A 14924-nucleotide genomic window follows, 5' to 3' on the forward strand; every position below is an offset into this window, starting at 1 on the left:
GAGCGGTCAGCGCGTCCACAGCGGGAAGTTGTCGAGCACCTGGCTCCCCAACTCCGCGACTTGCCCGGCCAGGACCGGGCCGAGGAACACGATGGTCAAAAGGACCGCCACCAGCTTCACCACCTGCGGCAGTGTCTGGTCCTGGATCTGCGTCAGCGCCTGGAACAGCCCCACGCTCAACCCCACGATAATCGCCACCCCCAGCGCCGGTGCCGAGAGCATCAGCACGGTCATCAGCGCCTGTTTCATCAATGACAGGAAAACATCCTGGCCCATGGGTCGTGCCTCAGCCGTAGCTCAAAATCAAACCGTGCATCAAGCGCGACCAGCCACTCAGCGACACGAATAAAAAAATCTTCAACGGGATCGAAATCAAATTCGGCGAGACCATCGACATGCCCATGGCCATCAGCACGTTGGACACCAGCAAGTCGACCACCAAAAACGGGATGTACAGCAAAAAACCGATCTCGAAGGCGCGCGTGAGTTCCGAACTGACAAACGCCGGGATCAGCACCACCAGGTCGTCATCGCGCAGGTCGGCACGGGCCTCGGGCGACCAGATGGTTTCCGTGGCCTGCACAAAAAAGCCACGCTCGGACTCATTCGCGAAGCGCTTCAGGTGCGCCTGCAACGGCGGGCGCAGCGCATCGCCCAAGTCCTTGAGTTGCTCCACATGTTCGATGTTGAGATCGCGCCCCTCCACCTGCCGGTACATATCGCCGATCAAGGGCGTGGTCACGTACACCGACAGAATCAGCGCGATGCCGTACAACACCAGGTTTGGCGGGGTCTGCTGTACCCCGAGGGCGTTGCGGATCAGGAACAACACCACCGAGATCTTCATGAAACCGGTGAGCGTCACCACCGCCAACGGGATCAACCCGATCGTCGCAACGACCAGGATAATCTCGATCAGATTCGGCTGATAACCGGTCATGGAGTGGCAAAACTCAGCAGCCGCACACCCAGGCCGTCACCGATTTTCACCAGTTGCCCCTGGCCGACGCGGCGCCCGTTAACCATCAGGTCGACGCTGTCGACGTCGGGCGTATTGAGCTGCAACAGGCTGCCCGCCCCCAGCTCACGCAATTGCGCCAGGGTCAGTTCCAGGCTGCCGACCTGGCACACCAGCTTGAGCGGAAGGTCATCCAGGGCCACAGCAGCATCAACCTCAGTCATCGTGTTCTCCATGTCCAAAAAGGGGGCTTTCAATTCTTCCTGCACACGCAAGGCTTCACCCTGGTATTGGCAGCGGGCCTGCAGGCGCCCGTCCAGGTCGAGCAACAAGCCCGAGCCTTGTTCAAGCATCAACACATCGCCGGGGCGCAAACTGCGCAGTTCACCCAGGGTCAGCGACTGCCGCCCGGCGACCAGCGCCAGGGTCTGGCGCAGGGCGGGCAACGGGTCCGGTTCAAGCTGGCCATAGTGGTCGAGCAACTGTGCGATGAGCACGGCGGCGCCTTCGCTCAGATCGAGGTGCGCGCTCATGGCCGGCTGATTGCCAAAGGTCAGCTCAAGCGAAAGGTGCACGGCGTAATCTCGCGGCACGTCGGTGGCCTCCAGCAGCTGCACCGAATGACCCAACAGCGGCTCGAGGCGCTCGATCAAGTCGAGTACCGCCAATTCCAGTAACAACGCGCGCGGCAACGAGGGCAGCAACTGCACATCGAACTGCAGCGCCAGCGGCACCAGCACCTGCTCCAATGCAGCGGCCGAGAGGCGCAGGCGCACCGGGGCGCGGCCGAGCAAGAGCGGCACCTCGCACGGGCTATTGAAAGTGGCTGCGGCTGCGGCCCAGCTCACCCGCAGGTCTTGCCCGGCGCATCGGCCCTGCCAGGCCCGACGGCGCCGGTGCAGTTGGTTATGCAGTGCGAGCAAGGCCGGGTCGTAGTGCGTCAGCCACGGCGTCAATGGAACGGCAAGGGCTGCAATCATGTGCCAACGCCTTCGTCACGCAGCTCGCCGATACGGCGTTCATCGCTTTCACGGCCGTCGAGCAGGCTTTGCCAGGCATCGGATTGGCGCTGGCGGCTCAGGCGTTCCTGGCGAAACAGGTCACGCTCGCGCTCCTGGCTTTGCAAGGTAGTGGACACGTGGGTCACGTCGTTTTCCAGCTGCTGCTGGTCATCCGACAGACCGCGCAAACGATCCTGGGCCGCCTGCCAACTGGCCACCGACAAGCCTTCGGTGAGGGACGCATACACCTGGCGGGCTTCCTCGGCGATGGCTTCACGGTGCCGGCGCAATTGCTCCTTGGCGTCGGTCAATACGCCATGGGTGTGCTCGCAGCGCTGCTGCTGGGCAGCCAACTGGCTGGCGGCCCGTTGTTCACGCAGTACCCGCAAGGTTTGCAGGGTGCGCAGTTGGTCGGTTTTCATGGGGTTCGCTCCTGTGTCATGCCAATACCTGGCGCATGCGGATCAAGGTGTGTTCCAGGTTGCTGGGTTCATCCGCGTTCTGGCGCAAGAAGGCTTCGATAGCGGCGTGGCGAGCGATGGCTTCGTCGGCCAACGGATCGCTGCCGGCGGCGTACTCGCCCACGCGGATCAGCATTTCGATCTCGCCGTAGCGCGCCATCAGCTCACGAATGCGCAGGGCCAGGCGCTTGTGTTCCTCACCGGCGACTTGCTCCATCAAGCGACTACGGCTGCGCAATACGTCGACTGCCGGGAAGTAGTTACGCTGGGCCAGTTCGGCACTGAGGGCGATGTGCCCGTCGAGGATCGAGCGGGCTTCCTCGGCCACCGGATCACTCGCGGCGTCACCTTCGGTGAGCACGGTGTACAACGCGGTGATGCTGCCGGTGGGGCCGGGGCCGGCGCGTTCCAGCAGACGCGGCAAGATCGAGAAAAACGACGGCGGGTACCCGCGACGGGTCGGTGGTTCGCCCACGGCCAAGCCAATTTCGCGCTGGGCGCGGGCAAAACGCGTCAGGCTGTCCATCAACAGCAACACGTTGCGGCCCTGGTCGCGGTGATATTCAGCCAGGGCGGTAGCGACAAACGCAGCCCGCACGCGCTCGGCCGCCGGGCGATCAGAGGTGGCAACCACCGCTACCGTGCGCGCACGCGCCGGGGCATCCAGTTGCACGTCGAGCAGTTCGCGCACTTCCCTGCCCCGTTCGCCGATCAAGCCAATCACGATCACATCGGCTTCGCTGTTGCGGATGATGCTGGCGAGCAACGACGACTTGCCCACGCCTGGCTCACCGAAGATGCCCATGCGCTGGCCCTGGGCCAGGGTCAGCAAGCCGTCGATGGAACGAATGCCCAGGGCCATGGAGCGCACGATCAATTGCCGGGAAAACGGTGCCGGTGGTTCAGCGTGCAACGGGTAATGTTGCAAGGCCAGGGTCGGCGGTAGGCCGTCGCCGTCGAGGAAGTCGCCCATGGGGCTGATCACTCGACCGAGCTGCGCGTCACCGACGGCCACACCCAGGGTCTCGCCGGTGGCGGTGATTTGTGTGCGGGTGGATAGGCCCTCCATGGAACCGATGGGCGAAAGAATCGCCTCGTCACCCTCAAAGCCGATCACCTCGGCACTCAAGCTGCGGCCACTGACCGGGTCGCGCAATTGGCACAATTCACCGATGCTCGCCCCGGCGACACTGGCGCGCAACAGCACACCACGAATGCTCAACACGGTGCCGTGCATCGGCCGCAGGCGTGTCTGGGTGAGGCGCTCAGTCAGGCGTGGCAGCAGCAGCTCCAGGTTCATGTCACACCTTCTTCGGCAAAGGGCAGCAGGCTGCGGCGCAGGGTTTGCAATTGGGCTTCCACGCCCAGTTCAACCGAGCCGGCCGGGCTGCTGAGGCGGGCCTGGCCGGCACCCAGCTGTTCATCCCCGGCCACGGCAATCGCCAGGCCTTCGAGCGTCAGGCGTTGGCGCAGGGCGTCGACCTCGGCCGGCGGCACCCAGAGGGTCAAGGCCTGGTCCTGGCGAAACGCGCTCAAGGCCTGACGCGTACACCGCGCCACACGATCGGCGCTGTCCAGGTCGCCCAGCACTTCGCGCACGATGCCCAACGCCAGGTCGGCCAGCGACGCCTCCAGGCTGCTCAAGTACTGCTGCACTTGAGACTGGGTGTGCACCAGCAATTGCGCGACGTGTTCGGCGCCCTCTTGCCGCGCGCTTTCAAAGCCTTCGGCGCGGGCGGCTTGCAGCCACTGGTCACTGTCGGCCTTGATTTGCTCGGCCTGCGCTTTGGCTGCCTGCAGAAAAGCAAAACCATCGCTCCACAGCGCGGCGTCTTCAGCGCGCAAAATGCGCGCCGTGGGGCGGCTCGGTAATTCACTCATGGGGTGATGTCCTCGGCCAGCAGGCACGCGGCGGCGGCCTGTACGATCTCCAGGTCACGCGGCAACCGCGCGCTGTAGCCCTTGGGGAAGTCGAAACGCAAACGCAGCCAACCCCGCCAATCGGCGTGCTGGGCGTGCAGCCACGCGGCAACACAGCCGTGGCCGTCACGGTCGATCGCCTCGATCAGTTCGGCAGGCTCACGCAGCAAATCCGCCGCGCCGCCGAGTTGGCGCAAAGCCAGGGCCTGAACGAAGACCTCCGCGCCCAGGCCTTCACGCAACGCCTGGACCACATCGCGTCGGATCTCCCGGCTCAACGTCGCGCCGTGCCAGATGGCGCCGCACAACCTCGGCAAGCGAGCAAATTGCGCAGGTGACAGCAGCAATACCGGCAGATCAGCCACCTGTGGGGTGACCAACTGCGCGAGGGGCGCCAATTGGTAATGGCTGACCAGCAACTGCTCCAGGCGTTGACGAAAACGCGGCTGGCCCTGCAGGGCGTGCAGCACGTCATCCGGCAAATCAGCCGCGAAGCACGCGCCCAGGCTGGGGCCACGCACAAACTGCAAAGGCTCGGCGATCAACCCTTGCCAGCGCTCCAACACGCTCATTCACCCTCCTTGAGCACATACAACGCCTGGGACTGGCGCCGCGCCCAGTGCTGGCGGGCGAGTACCCCGAGAGCGCCAAGGGCGACCAGCAGCAGGCTGCCAAACATAAAGCGTGCCTGGGGCAGGTTGTCTTCCAACAGCCACAAGCCCATAAAGCGGGCCAGCCGCGGTTGCGCCGGGTTCTGACTGATGGCGACGGCGGCTTTGATCGCGGTCACCGAGACGCCTTCGTAGTTCAGGCCGGAAATACCGTTGGCGACCAGCGTCTTGATCTGCGGGATCAGCGTGTTGATGTCGGTGCCCGGGTCGTAGCGCACCAGCACCGAGGCCGAAGACGGTGAAATCACGCGCTTGAGCAAGTCATTGTCCGGCAGCACCACGTGCACACGGGCGGCGACAATGCCGTCGATCTGCGACACCGAGTGCGACAGTTCTTCGCTCAGGGCGTAAATCATCTGCGCCCGCTCCTGCACCGGCGAGGACACCAGGCCATTGCCCTTGAACACCTCGCCCATATTGGAAAAACTCTGTTGCGGCAGACCGGCGTTGTCGAGCAGCGTCATGGCTTCGGCGAAGCGCTCCTCGTCGACCACCACTTTGAGCTGGCCGTTGTCCTGGGTCTTGCGCTCTGCCGGGATCCCACCGCGCAGCAGCACCGCGACCATGGTGTTGGCATCGCGTTCGCTGAGGTTGGTATAGAGGTCGGTGTTGCACGCTTGCAGCAGGCTGGCGAGCAGGCCGATCAGCAACAGACGCAGTGCGCGGTTTGGGCTTGGCATGGTGTTATTGACCCTTGAGCAACGTGTTGGCGGAACCGGAAATCTGCGTCGCACCGCGCACCACCATCTGGGTTTCGATGGAGTAGTCGAACATCTTGCCCAGGGAATGGACGATCTGATCGACCTGTTGCTCGCCGACCTTTTTCCCAGGCTCAGCGGACGGTGAAACACTCGCGGTGCGGATCTCAGCCGAGGCCGGCGGCGGTGCCGACGGGTTGTTGGTGAGCAGGTCGGCACGCTCGGAAAAAGCCCGTGTACGGTCGATGAAACTGTTCATGCGCTCCATCAGGCCCGAGCCGATCTGGTGCGGGCTCGCGCCTTCGGGCATGCCCTTGGCGGTGTTGGCCATGTGCTCGAACAGGTTCTGCGAGGCCCCGGCGGGCCCCGCACCGGCGGACGGCGGCAAGGCCGTGGCGCCGGCGGCGAGACTGATAGTCATAGGGGCTTCCTACTCTTCGTCGTCATCGGACATGGCGTCGTTCAGCAGTTCCTGCATCTTCGGCATGATGATGAACTGGCCGCCGATGGTGACGGCCTGGGTGATCAACGCATCGTTGAACTTGGCGTCGTCCGCGTCCGTGGTATCTGCCGGTTTATCCGCCGACTTGGCGTTATCCACTGCGGCGTTGAACTTGGCTTCAGGGCTGACGCCACCGGGGGCGAGGTTAGTGTCTACGGCCGTTACGGACATGGTGCTGCTCCTTTACTGGGTTGGGGTTTCGGTACTGACTTGCGCGCCGCGGAACACTCGCACACCGCGCTCGCGCGCCACCGGGGCGGCCACGGCCGTGGGTTGCAGGTGATCCACATGCTGTTGCACCAGCGCCAGATACGGCGGCGGGCCGGTCACGAATACTTCATCGCCCTCGGGGCCGCTGCGCATCGACAGTTGCTGGCCGAATACATCGAGGGTATTGAGATAGCCCTGCAACTGGTCGAGGTTCAGCGCACTGGCCTTGAACAATTTGGTGCTGATCTCGTCGCTGCTGTTGAGGTACAGAAGGTTGCCGTCGAAGTACCAGGTGAGGCCGTTGGTGCTGCACAGGGTTTGCAGAAACTCACCGGCGGTGGCGGCGCGAATAGTGCTGCGAGCCTTGCCGCGCACCTTCTCCGAGAGCACCAGGGGCACGTCGAGGTTCTGGCCGAATTCTTCCAGCGCGCTGCGCACATCCTGATCGACCAGCACGTAGGCATAGGGTTTGGAAAACCATTCGGGCTCTTCGCCAGCGTGGGCAAAACCAGCGCTGAACAGACATAGGAGCGCCAGCAAAAATATGCTTACATGGCCTGCGCCTTCGCCCGACGAGTTGTGACGATGACCAAGAATTTCCTGCTTGCCAGTACCCTGTTGCTGGCTGCCTGTTCCAGCAAACCTGCGACCGATTCCGACAAGTCCCTGCAACTGGCCAACGACCTGAGCAAGCGCGGCGACTACGCCAGCGCGGCTGCGTTGTACGAGCGCGCCACCCAGCAACCGGGGGCCGGCATCGAGTTGTGGCTCAAGCTCGGCCAGGCCAGGCTCGATGCCAAGGACGCGCTGGGCGCAGAGCGCGCCTACCAGCAAGCGCTGGGCCTGGACGCCCACAACGCCGACGCCCTGCTCGGTCTCGGCACTGCGCAGTTGCAGTTGGGCAAAACCCAACGCGCCGTGACTGCCTTGGGCCAGGCTGCCGACATCAGCCACCTGCCCGTCGCCTACACCCGCCTGGGCATCGCCCAAGTCCTGAACGGCCAGGCCACTGCGGCACAAACCGCCTTCGCCAAAAGCCTCAGCCTGCAACCCGACGACCTCGACAGCCGCTGCAACCTGGCCCTGGCCTATGCCCTCGGCGGGCAGTCGCAACAGGCGCTGGACACCATCGCCCCCGTCACTCAATCGCCCCGCGCCCTGCCCCGGCATCAGCGTAATGAGCTGCTGGTGATGGTGCTGGCGGGCTATGAGCAAAAGGTTGCCGGATTGCCGTTGGACGATATTCCCGCCGCCGAGCGCGCGCGATTGGTGATCGAAGCCAAGCGCATCAAGGCAATCAGTGATCCGATGGCGCAGGCCAAGGAACTGGGGCTGGTTGATCCGCGTTGATACAGGATTAGCCCGGCGGGACGCCGGGTTAGCCGCACTGTGCCAAGGATGGCCCAGTGCGGCGGCCCACGGACTCAAGCCTGCGTGAGGGCACACCGAGCCCTGGCGAGGTGCCGAGTGGTGGGGCGAAGACCTTTTGGTTACTTTTGGCGGGGCCGGCTTCCAGGCTTTCCAAAAGTGACCCGCTGTAAGGAAGGAGCCGCAGGCGGCCGTTACCGCAGCAGTGGATATGTACGCCGACCAAAGATCCCCGGCGCCCGACACATCGCTTTCGCGAGCAAGCCCGCTCCCACAGTTGGATCGCGGTGCATCAGTTGGAGAGTGATCGGCGATGAGGCCGCTATCGCAGGCAAGCCAGCTCCCACAGTTGGATCGCGGTGCATCAGTTGGAGAATGATCGGCGATGAGGCCGCTATCGCAGGCAAGCCAGCTCCCACAGTTGGATCGCGGTGCATCAGTTGGAGAGTGATCGGCGATGGGGCCGCTATCGCAGGCAAGCCAGCTCCCACAGTTGGATCGCGGTGCATCAGTTGGAGAGTGATCGGCGATGGGGCCGCCATCGCAGGCAAGCCAGCTCCCACAGTTGGATCGCGGTGCATCAGTTGGAGAGTTTTCGGCGATGGGGCCGCCATCGCAGGCAAGCCAGCTCCCACAGTTGGATCGCGGTGCATCAGTTGGAGAGTGTTCGGCGATGGGGCCGCTATCGCAGGCAAGCCAGCTCCCACAGTTGGATCGCGGCGCATCAGTTGGAGAGTGTTCGGCGATGAGGCCGCTTTCGGGAGCAAGCCTGCTCCCACAGGACATCGGCGTACGCGCGATCATTGCTGACCTCCGGTAGCGCCGGCCTTGGCTTCCTGCTGATCCTTGCGCCGCTGCAACTGCTCACGATCAAATCCTTCGATGTACACCTGCGCCGCACGCCCCACCGGCGCGGCCATGGCAGGTCCCGTGGCGCGGCCCTGGTTCAGGTCCTGCTTGCGCTCGACCATCTGCATCAAATTCAAATTGTTCGCACAGCCCAACGGCAAGGTCGGCTTGAAATCCTCATCCAGCCCGATCGCATCCTTGGCCGCCGGTTGCTGGCACTGACTTGGCAAACCATCCGCCCGGTATTCCGGTGAGTAATACACCGGCGCCAAGTGGGTCTGGCAACCCATCAGAGCCAGGGGCAACAGCATCAACATACGCAAAGCAGTCATGGCAGGCCCCTTATCAATTCATGTAGAAACCGAACGCCCCGCCGCTGCGCGGTCCGGTGGCCGCTGCGGTAGCCGGTTGTGCGTCCAGGGGCGTGGCGAGCGTGCGGCTGCGCACCGGCTCCACCAGGTACGGGGTAATCAGGATCACCAACTCGGTTTCATTGCGCTGAAAGCGCTTGGAGCGGAACAGGTTGCCGAGGATCGGCAAGTCACCCAACAGCGGCAGTTTCTCGATGTCCTGGCTGCTTTGACGCTGGAACAGCCCAGCAATGGCAAAGGTCTGCCCGCTGCCGACTTCCACGCGCGTATCGGCACGGCGCACGCTGAAGGACGGCACATGGAAGTTGCCGAAATCCACGGTGCCGCCGCTGACCACACTGCTGACTTCCGGGCGCACTTGCAGGGCGATGCGGCCGTTGGGCAACAAGGTCGGGTTGAACAGCAGCGACACGCCGAATGACTTGTACTCGATGCCCACCAGGTCCCGGTTGACCGGCACCGGAATCGCCACTTCGCCACCGGCGAGGAAGCTGGCGGTTTGGCCGGTCATGGCGGTGATGTTCGGTTCGGCGAGGATCTGCAAAATGCCGTTGGCCTGCAGCGCGTCGAGCATGCCGTCGATATTCACATTGCCCGAGCCGGTGCCTGCAGTCGCCAAACCACCTGCCGTCGCCGCCGCCAACGGCCCCCCGGTGATCAGGCCAAAGGAAAACGTGCCGTTATTGAACATCGCGTTCCAGTTCACGCCGTAGTGCAGCAACTCGGAACGGGACACTTCGGCAAAGCGCACCCGTAAGTTCACTTGGGCTGCGCCGGCGTATTCGGTGGTGTTGATCGCGCTCTGAAAGCCTTGGCCCTGAGGGTTAAGCAGCGCGTTAAGGTCAGTCGCTTCGGCCACCGAACCGACGGTGCCTTTGGCGATCAGGCGGTTGCCGGCGCCGGTAATCTGCGCGCCGTTACCGGGGTGCAGTTCCTGCATCGGCGTGGTCACCGCCTGGGCGCCGCTGCTGACGGACAAGGTCAGGCTGGCCAATTGTTTGCCGTCGTTGCCGAGGGCGATCAGGCTGGTATTGCCCGGCGCCTTGCCGAAGATATAGAGCGTACCGGGCGACACTACCTGCAGGTCGGCCACATTCGGCTCAGCCACCAATACCGAATCCACCGGCGCGGCAAAATGCAAAATCCGCCCCTCACCGGACGCCAGGTTGATCGAGCCCCCGGCCCCATTGGCAATCTCCTGGGCCTGGCTGGCACACGAAATCAAAGCGAGCAACAACACACAAAAACGCATCATGAGGCAGACGCCAGGGAAGTGACGGAGGCCGTGGCAGGCGCACGGCGGTTCGAAATATCAGTAAGGCTGATGGTCACCAACGCTTGCAGGTTGTATTCGGTGGCCAGCTCGCGGAACGACAGCACCGCCAGCTCCAATTCGCCGCGCAGCACCAGCCGACGGAGGCTGCGGCGCAGCTCCGGGTGCACCAGCAACACCGCACTGTTGACCTCACGCGTGTTCTCACAGGCCTGGCGCAGCTGGGCGAGCAAGGCACGGCTGACGTCTTCGGGGATCAATTCGCGCTGGGCCTCCTGGCGGCGCAGGGATGCGCGCAACTGGTCTTCCAGACCCGGCGCCAGTACCAGCGCGCCGATCACGCGATTACGGTCTGCGTAGTGATGGCTGATCTGGCGCGCCAATGCCGCACGCAAGTGTTCGGCCAGGCGCCCGGCGTCGGTTTCGCGCGCGCCCCACTCCACCATGGCTTCGAGCAAGGCGCGCTGGTTGCGGATCGACACGCCTTCACCGACCAACAGCCGCAAGGTTTCGGCAACCCGCTGCAACGGCACCAGGCGCAACGCTTCTTTCACCAGTTCGCCGTAAGTGGCTTCGGTGCGCTCCAGCAACAGACGGGTTTCCTGGATGCCGAGGAAGTCGGCGGCATACCGGCGCAGGCTGCGTTCCAGCACACCGCGCAACACTTCATCGGGCAGCAGGAAACCAATGCCGGCGTTGCGCAAGGTCTCTTCGTGCTGGCGCTCAATCCAATGGGCGCTGCGACCGTTAAGCGGCGAATCGGCTTGCACGGTGGCGATGTCCAGCAGTTGCACATGCACCGGATCGTCCTGCAACAGCAGGCAGTTAATCGGCAGTTCACCTTCGCTCACCGGCACACCTTCCAGGGATACGCGGTAACTGCCGGGCGTGGCCTTGGCCTCCATGTAGATGCCCGGCACCGGCACGTCCACGCCGAGGTCGGTGCGCAGGTCGTGGCACAGCGCTTCGACACGCTGGCGCAGCAACTGGCGGGGCGCGCTCTGGGACACGCCACTGCCGAGGGTCAGCAGCACGCGGGTCTCGGGGAGCAGGTTGTCGTCCAGTTCGGCCTGGGCTTCGACCAGCGGTTCCGGCGTCTCGACCAACGTTTCCAACTCGCCTTGAGGCTGGCGGGTATGCCGGCGATACATCACGAACGCCGCACCGCCAAAGGCTGCAGACAACCCGAGAAACACCCAAGTGGGAAAGCCCGGCAACAGGCTGACGCCAATCATGATCAACGCGGTCAGGCCCAGTGCACGGTAGCTGGCGCCCAGCTGTTTGATGATTTCACTGCCCAGGTCACCGGCTTCACCGTCGCTGTTGACGCGGGTGACCACGGTGCCTGCCGCCACGGAAATCAACAGCGCCGGAATCTGTGCGATCAGGCCGTCACCCACCGTCAGCAGCGAATAGGTGTGCACCGCCACGCCGAACGGCATGTCGCGTTCGATCATGCCGATCAGCATGCCACCCAGCAGGTTGACCGCAAGAATCACCAGGCCGGCGATGGCATCGCCTTTGACGAACTTCATGGCGCCGTCCATCGCGCCGAACATCTGGCTTTCACGCTCCAGGCGCGAGCGCCGGCGACGGGCTTCGGCCTGGTCGATATCGCCATTGCGCAGGTCGTTGTCGATGCTCATCTGTTTGCCGGGCATGGCGTCCAGGGTGAAACGCGCGGCCACTTCCGCCACACGCTCGGCGCCCTTGGTGATGACCACGAACTGCGCCACGGTAATGATCAGGAACACCACCATACCGACCACCACCTGGCCTGCGATCACAAAGTCACCGAAGGCCTTGACGATATGCCCGGCGTCGCCGTGCAGCAGGATCAAGCGGGTGGTGGTGATGGACAACGACAAGCGAAACAGTGTGCTGAGCAGGATCAACGGCGGCAGCGCGGAGAACTCCACGGAGTGGCCGATGTAGAACGCAACAATGAGAATCAGGATGCTCAGGGCAATATTGAGGCCGATCAGCATGTCCACCAGGTAGGTGGGCAGCGGGATGATCATCATCACAATCGCCATCAGCATGAACGCGACGATGATCACGTCTGTGCGCTGGGCCGCCATGCGCGCCAGGGTGTTCAGGCGGTTAAGTGCACTCATGCGCCGGCCCTGCGTGCGGCCAGGTAGCGTTTGAAACACTGACGCGCTTCGTCCTTGCGCTCGCCGTACCACAGCGCGCGAGCGCGCAGCAGCAACAGGCTGGCAGACTCACCTTCCAGCGCCACCAGGCGGTCGAGCGCACCCAGCGCGCGGGTGGCGTCGCCGCTGTCGGTAAACGCCAGCACCAGCGAACGCAGCAACACGCCGTCATGGGGCGCGACACTGACCGCAATCAGCAACATCACCAACGCACGTTGGGACTGGCCATTGCGCCGGTACAGCTCGCCAATGCCCTTGAGCAGTTGCACGGCGTCGTGGTTATCGCGGGCCATCAGGCATGGACCTCCGAGCGTTGCTGTTCGAGGTTGCGGCGCATATCGATCTCTTCGCGGATCAGGTCGTGGGCCAGCGCTTTAATTGCAGGCTCCGCGTCCAGCGTCGGCAGCAGGTGTTCCATCACGTGTTCCAGCAACTCCAGGGAACGGGCGCTGCCGAACAGCAACGAATCAACACCGGCGGCGCTGGTGAGTGCTTCGAGGTCACCGCGCAGGGAGCGCCGGGTCTGGGTTTTGCGAGTCTTGAGCACCGCTTCGAAGGCGGTGGCCTGGCGTGAATTGACCGCGCGAACGGCCTCGACCGGCGCGCTGCGCACATCACTGGGAATCAACGGGCGGGGTTCGACTTTCATGCGTGGGCCTGTGTCAGGAATGGGGCATCGTCAAGGGTGGGGATGTCGGTCGGCCAACCCGCACCCAGGCGCGCTGTACCGACGCCATCGCAGGCAAGCCAGCGCCCACAGTTGGAGTGCGTGCATTCCATAGATCGACTCATAAGGTGAAGGTAAAGCGCTCCTCGCCACGGGCGAGAATCACTTGGTTGTTCTCGATGCGCTCCAGCACCCAGTTGTCCGCGAGCGCTGCGCCGGGGTACAGGCGTTTGCCGCTGTCGTTGATCACATAGGGATTAGTGCCGAACCATACGGCCTGGAACCGCACCCGCGGCCGCGCAGCATCGGCACGCACTGCGACGCGGGGGTTGAGGACGATCTGCTGGCCATAACGCTGGTCGAAGGCTTGTTGCAGCGCCAGCCATTGCGGTTTTTGTGACTGTTCGAAACTGCCGACGGCACTCAGTTGGCCATTACTGCTGCTGACCTTCACCGCATCCAAATGCGCCGCTTGCAGTTGCTGCTCCAGCCAGGCCTTGGCCTGTTCGTGAGACGGTGCTTGCACCACCGGAACGTCGACGACTGCTGCCGGGGGCGCCGGCGGCGAGTCATTGCGAAACGCCAGCGCTGCGGCACAGAGAAACAGCAAGGCGGTTGCGACAATCCAGGGCGCAAATGTGCGGGGCGCGTGCGCAGGTTTTTCAGCCCCCTCAGGCAGTGCCAGGCTCACGCCTACAGTGCCGATACGCAGGTGCAAAGGCAGTCGCGCGCGATGGCCGCTGCCCTGGGGAATGCGCACATTCGCGCCGAGCAGCACGTCGCCACCCAACGCTTCAATCGCGACCTGGCCGCCTTCAAAACGCAGGCGCAGGTGCAGGCCGGCAATTGCGGGGTCGCTGAGTACCAGGTCGGCCGCGAGGTCCGCGCCGAGGGTGTAGACAGGCTGGTCGAGCACCAGGGAACTGCCCTGGTGCAAACCGCTGGTCACCGTCAGGGTCGGTACGCCAATACCGGCGACCGGGCCCATGGAAATCAAGGCTGTCATTTTCGGGTTTGCCCCCTTGAGCATGTGCAACGGGGTCAAGAATCAGGATAAATACGGGCCAGAAGTAAACGGGCAGCGCCGGCGCCGCCCGTTTGGCGAATCAGTTCTGCGGACGCTGTTTGGTGGCGTCGAGTTCCGCTTTTTTGGCGGTGCTGATTTCAGTGATTTTTGCCGACTTTTCGATAGCCATGTTGAAGGTCGCTTCCATCTTCGCGATAGCGTCGTCGGCGCCGCCTGCTTTTACTGGTGGGACATCAGCCATGTTCATCTCCTTGCAGTGATAGGGAAGTTATTCAGTTGCGCATCAGCACGCTGAAAGTATGCAAACCGGATGAACGCCCAAAACGTCAGACAGTGAGCTTTCGAACCGTCGTTGGTTTGCATGGGGGCCATACTACTCACGATCAAAACGCCTTCGCTGTGAAAGCTTGTGAAACGTTTCAGATACCGGGTGTGAACGGTTTGGCTCAACCTGGCGTTGAGAAAAACTCATCCCCGTGTCGCCGTGGAACTTTTAACGAAAAGCCAAAACACCGCCAATACCCAGTGTTTACAGGGGATTGCGCACCTGAACTCGAATATGGCTGAACACTAAGCCGCTCTTTCCCACCCTATAAACGAGCGGTTCATCACGGCATCTGCATTTTTTTCGTATCGACTTCACATTTTTCACTACTAGCCTTTTGCCCAACTTCGCAGATATTTCCATTTGTAACAAAAGCGACTTGCTCATCGCGTTTGATAGCTCGGCGTGAGCGACCTTCAATGCCCGCGAACAACTAGTGATGTGCGCGTAATTAGTACAGTTGCACT

General features: G+C 63.1%; 19 protein-coding genes. 1 reads left to right on the top strand and 18 read right to left on the bottom strand.

The features are described from left to right. Positions 1-6: 6 nt before the first annotated feature. Genes sctS through A7J50_RS17375 form a run of 11 tightly spaced genes read right to left on the bottom strand, consistent with a single transcriptional unit; the run spans position 7 to position 6958 of the window. The gene (gene sctS / locus A7J50_RS17325; protein WP_003208314.1) at positions 7-276 is read right to left on the bottom strand and encodes a type III secretion system export apparatus subunit SctS; all 270 of its coding nucleotides are present in this window, start codon (positions 274-276) and stop codon (positions 7-9) included. 10 nt (positions 277-286) lie between these two features. Next, a complete protein-coding gene (sctR, locus tag A7J50_RS17330) occupies positions 287-940 on the bottom strand; it encodes a type III secretion system export apparatus subunit SctR (protein WP_017137580.1) in 654 nt (217 codons plus the stop codon). Further along, complete coding sequence (sctQ, locus tag A7J50_RS17335; RefSeq protein WP_064452916.1) at positions 937-1938, bottom strand: type III secretion system cytoplasmic ring protein SctQ; 1002 nt, start codon at positions 1936-1938, stop codon at positions 937-939. The genes sctR and sctQ overlap by 4 nt, the downstream gene beginning before the upstream one ends. Next, positions 1935-2381 (bottom strand): hypothetical protein, encoded by a 447-nt coding sequence (locus A7J50_RS17340; protein ID WP_064452917.1) that lies wholly within the window; start codon positions 2379-2381, stop codon positions 1935-1937. Before A7J50_RS17340 ends, sctQ begins: the two co-directional genes overlap by 4 nt. 16 nt (positions 2382-2397) lie before the next feature. Then, on the bottom strand, positions 2398-3720 hold the full coding sequence (locus A7J50_RS17345; protein WP_064452918.1) for a FliI/YscN family ATPase: 1323 nt from the start codon (positions 3718-3720) through the stop codon (positions 2398-2400). Next, entirely contained in the window at positions 3717-4301 is a 585-nt protein-coding gene (gene sctL, locus A7J50_RS17350) for a type III secretion system stator protein SctL (protein WP_064452919.1), read from the bottom strand. Before sctL ends, A7J50_RS17345 begins: the two co-directional genes overlap by 4 nt. After that, positions 4298-4912: a hypothetical protein gene (locus A7J50_RS17355; protein ID WP_064452920.1), complete on the bottom strand. Its 615-nt coding sequence runs from the start codon at positions 4910-4912 to the stop codon at positions 4298-4300. The genes sctL and A7J50_RS17355 overlap by 4 nt, the downstream gene beginning before the upstream one ends. Beyond that, on the bottom strand, positions 4909-5691 hold the full coding sequence (sctJ, locus tag A7J50_RS17360; protein WP_064452921.1) for a type III secretion system inner membrane ring lipoprotein SctJ: 783 nt from the start codon (positions 5689-5691) through the stop codon (positions 4909-4911). The genes A7J50_RS17355 and sctJ overlap by 4 nt, the downstream gene beginning before the upstream one ends. A gap of 4 nt (positions 5692-5695) precedes the next feature. Further along, positions 5696-6130: a hypothetical protein gene (locus tag A7J50_RS17365; RefSeq protein ID WP_064452922.1), complete on the bottom strand. Its 435-nt coding sequence runs from the start codon at positions 6128-6130 to the stop codon at positions 5696-5698. Between the two features lie 9 nt (positions 6131-6139). Then, positions 6140-6382, bottom strand: a complete 243-nt coding sequence (locus A7J50_RS17370) for a hypothetical protein (protein WP_064452923.1) — start codon at positions 6380-6382, stop codon at positions 6140-6142. Between the two features lie 12 nt (positions 6383-6394). Next, the gene (locus A7J50_RS17375) at positions 6395-6958 is read right to left on the bottom strand and encodes a hypothetical protein (RefSeq protein WP_064454961.1); all 564 of its coding nucleotides are present in this window, start codon (positions 6956-6958) and stop codon (positions 6395-6397) included. A 48-nt stretch (positions 6959-7006) separates the two neighbouring features. Here A7J50_RS17375 and A7J50_RS17380 point away from each other — a divergent pair, with 48 nt between their 5' ends. Continuing rightward, a complete protein-coding gene (locus A7J50_RS17380; protein ID WP_064452924.1) occupies positions 7007-7771 on the top strand; it encodes a tetratricopeptide repeat protein in 765 nt (254 codons plus the stop codon). Between the two features lie 818 nt (positions 7772-8589). Here A7J50_RS17380 and A7J50_RS17385 read toward each other — a convergent pair. The 7 genes from A7J50_RS17385 to A7J50_RS31675 form a co-directional block, all read right to left on the bottom strand. Further along, positions 8590-8970 carry a hypothetical protein gene (locus A7J50_RS17385; RefSeq protein ID WP_064452925.1) on the bottom strand — a complete coding sequence of 127 codons (381 nt, stop codon included), beginning with the start codon at positions 8968-8970 and terminating at the stop codon, positions 8590-8592. Between the two features lie 13 nt (positions 8971-8983). Beyond that, entirely contained in the window at positions 8984-10264 is a 1281-nt protein-coding gene (locus tag A7J50_RS17390) for a type II and III secretion system protein family protein (RefSeq protein ID WP_064452926.1), read from the bottom strand. After that, entirely contained in the window at positions 10261-12399 is a 2139-nt protein-coding gene (gene sctV, locus A7J50_RS17395; protein ID WP_064452927.1) for a type III secretion system export apparatus subunit SctV, read from the bottom strand. Before sctV ends, A7J50_RS17390 begins: the two co-directional genes overlap by 4 nt. Next, positions 12396-12731 carry a tetratricopeptide repeat protein gene (locus tag A7J50_RS17400; protein WP_064452928.1) on the bottom strand — a complete coding sequence of 112 codons (336 nt, stop codon included), beginning with the start codon at positions 12729-12731 and terminating at the stop codon, positions 12396-12398. The genes sctV and A7J50_RS17400 overlap by 4 nt, the downstream gene beginning before the upstream one ends. Continuing rightward, positions 12731-13087 carry a hypothetical protein gene (locus A7J50_RS17405; protein WP_064452929.1) on the bottom strand — a complete coding sequence of 119 codons (357 nt, stop codon included), beginning with the start codon at positions 13085-13087 and terminating at the stop codon, positions 12731-12733. The genes A7J50_RS17400 and A7J50_RS17405 overlap by 1 nt, the downstream gene beginning before the upstream one ends. A gap of 139 nt (positions 13088-13226) precedes the next feature. Continuing rightward, on the bottom strand, positions 13227-14111 hold the full coding sequence (locus A7J50_RS17410; RefSeq protein ID WP_064454962.1) for an FHA domain-containing protein: 885 nt from the start codon (positions 14109-14111) through the stop codon (positions 13227-13229). Positions 14112-14211: 100 nt separating this feature from the next. Continuing rightward, positions 14212-14373: a hypothetical protein gene (locus tag A7J50_RS31675; protein WP_016969018.1), complete on the bottom strand. Its 162-nt coding sequence runs from the start codon at positions 14371-14373 to the stop codon at positions 14212-14214. Between the last annotated feature and the right edge of the window lie 551 nt (positions 14374-14924).

Source organism: Pseudomonas antarctica (assembly GCF_001647715.1).
Classification (GTDB): domain Bacteria; phylum Pseudomonadota; class Gammaproteobacteria; order Pseudomonadales; family Pseudomonadaceae; genus Aquipseudomonas; species Aquipseudomonas antarctica_A.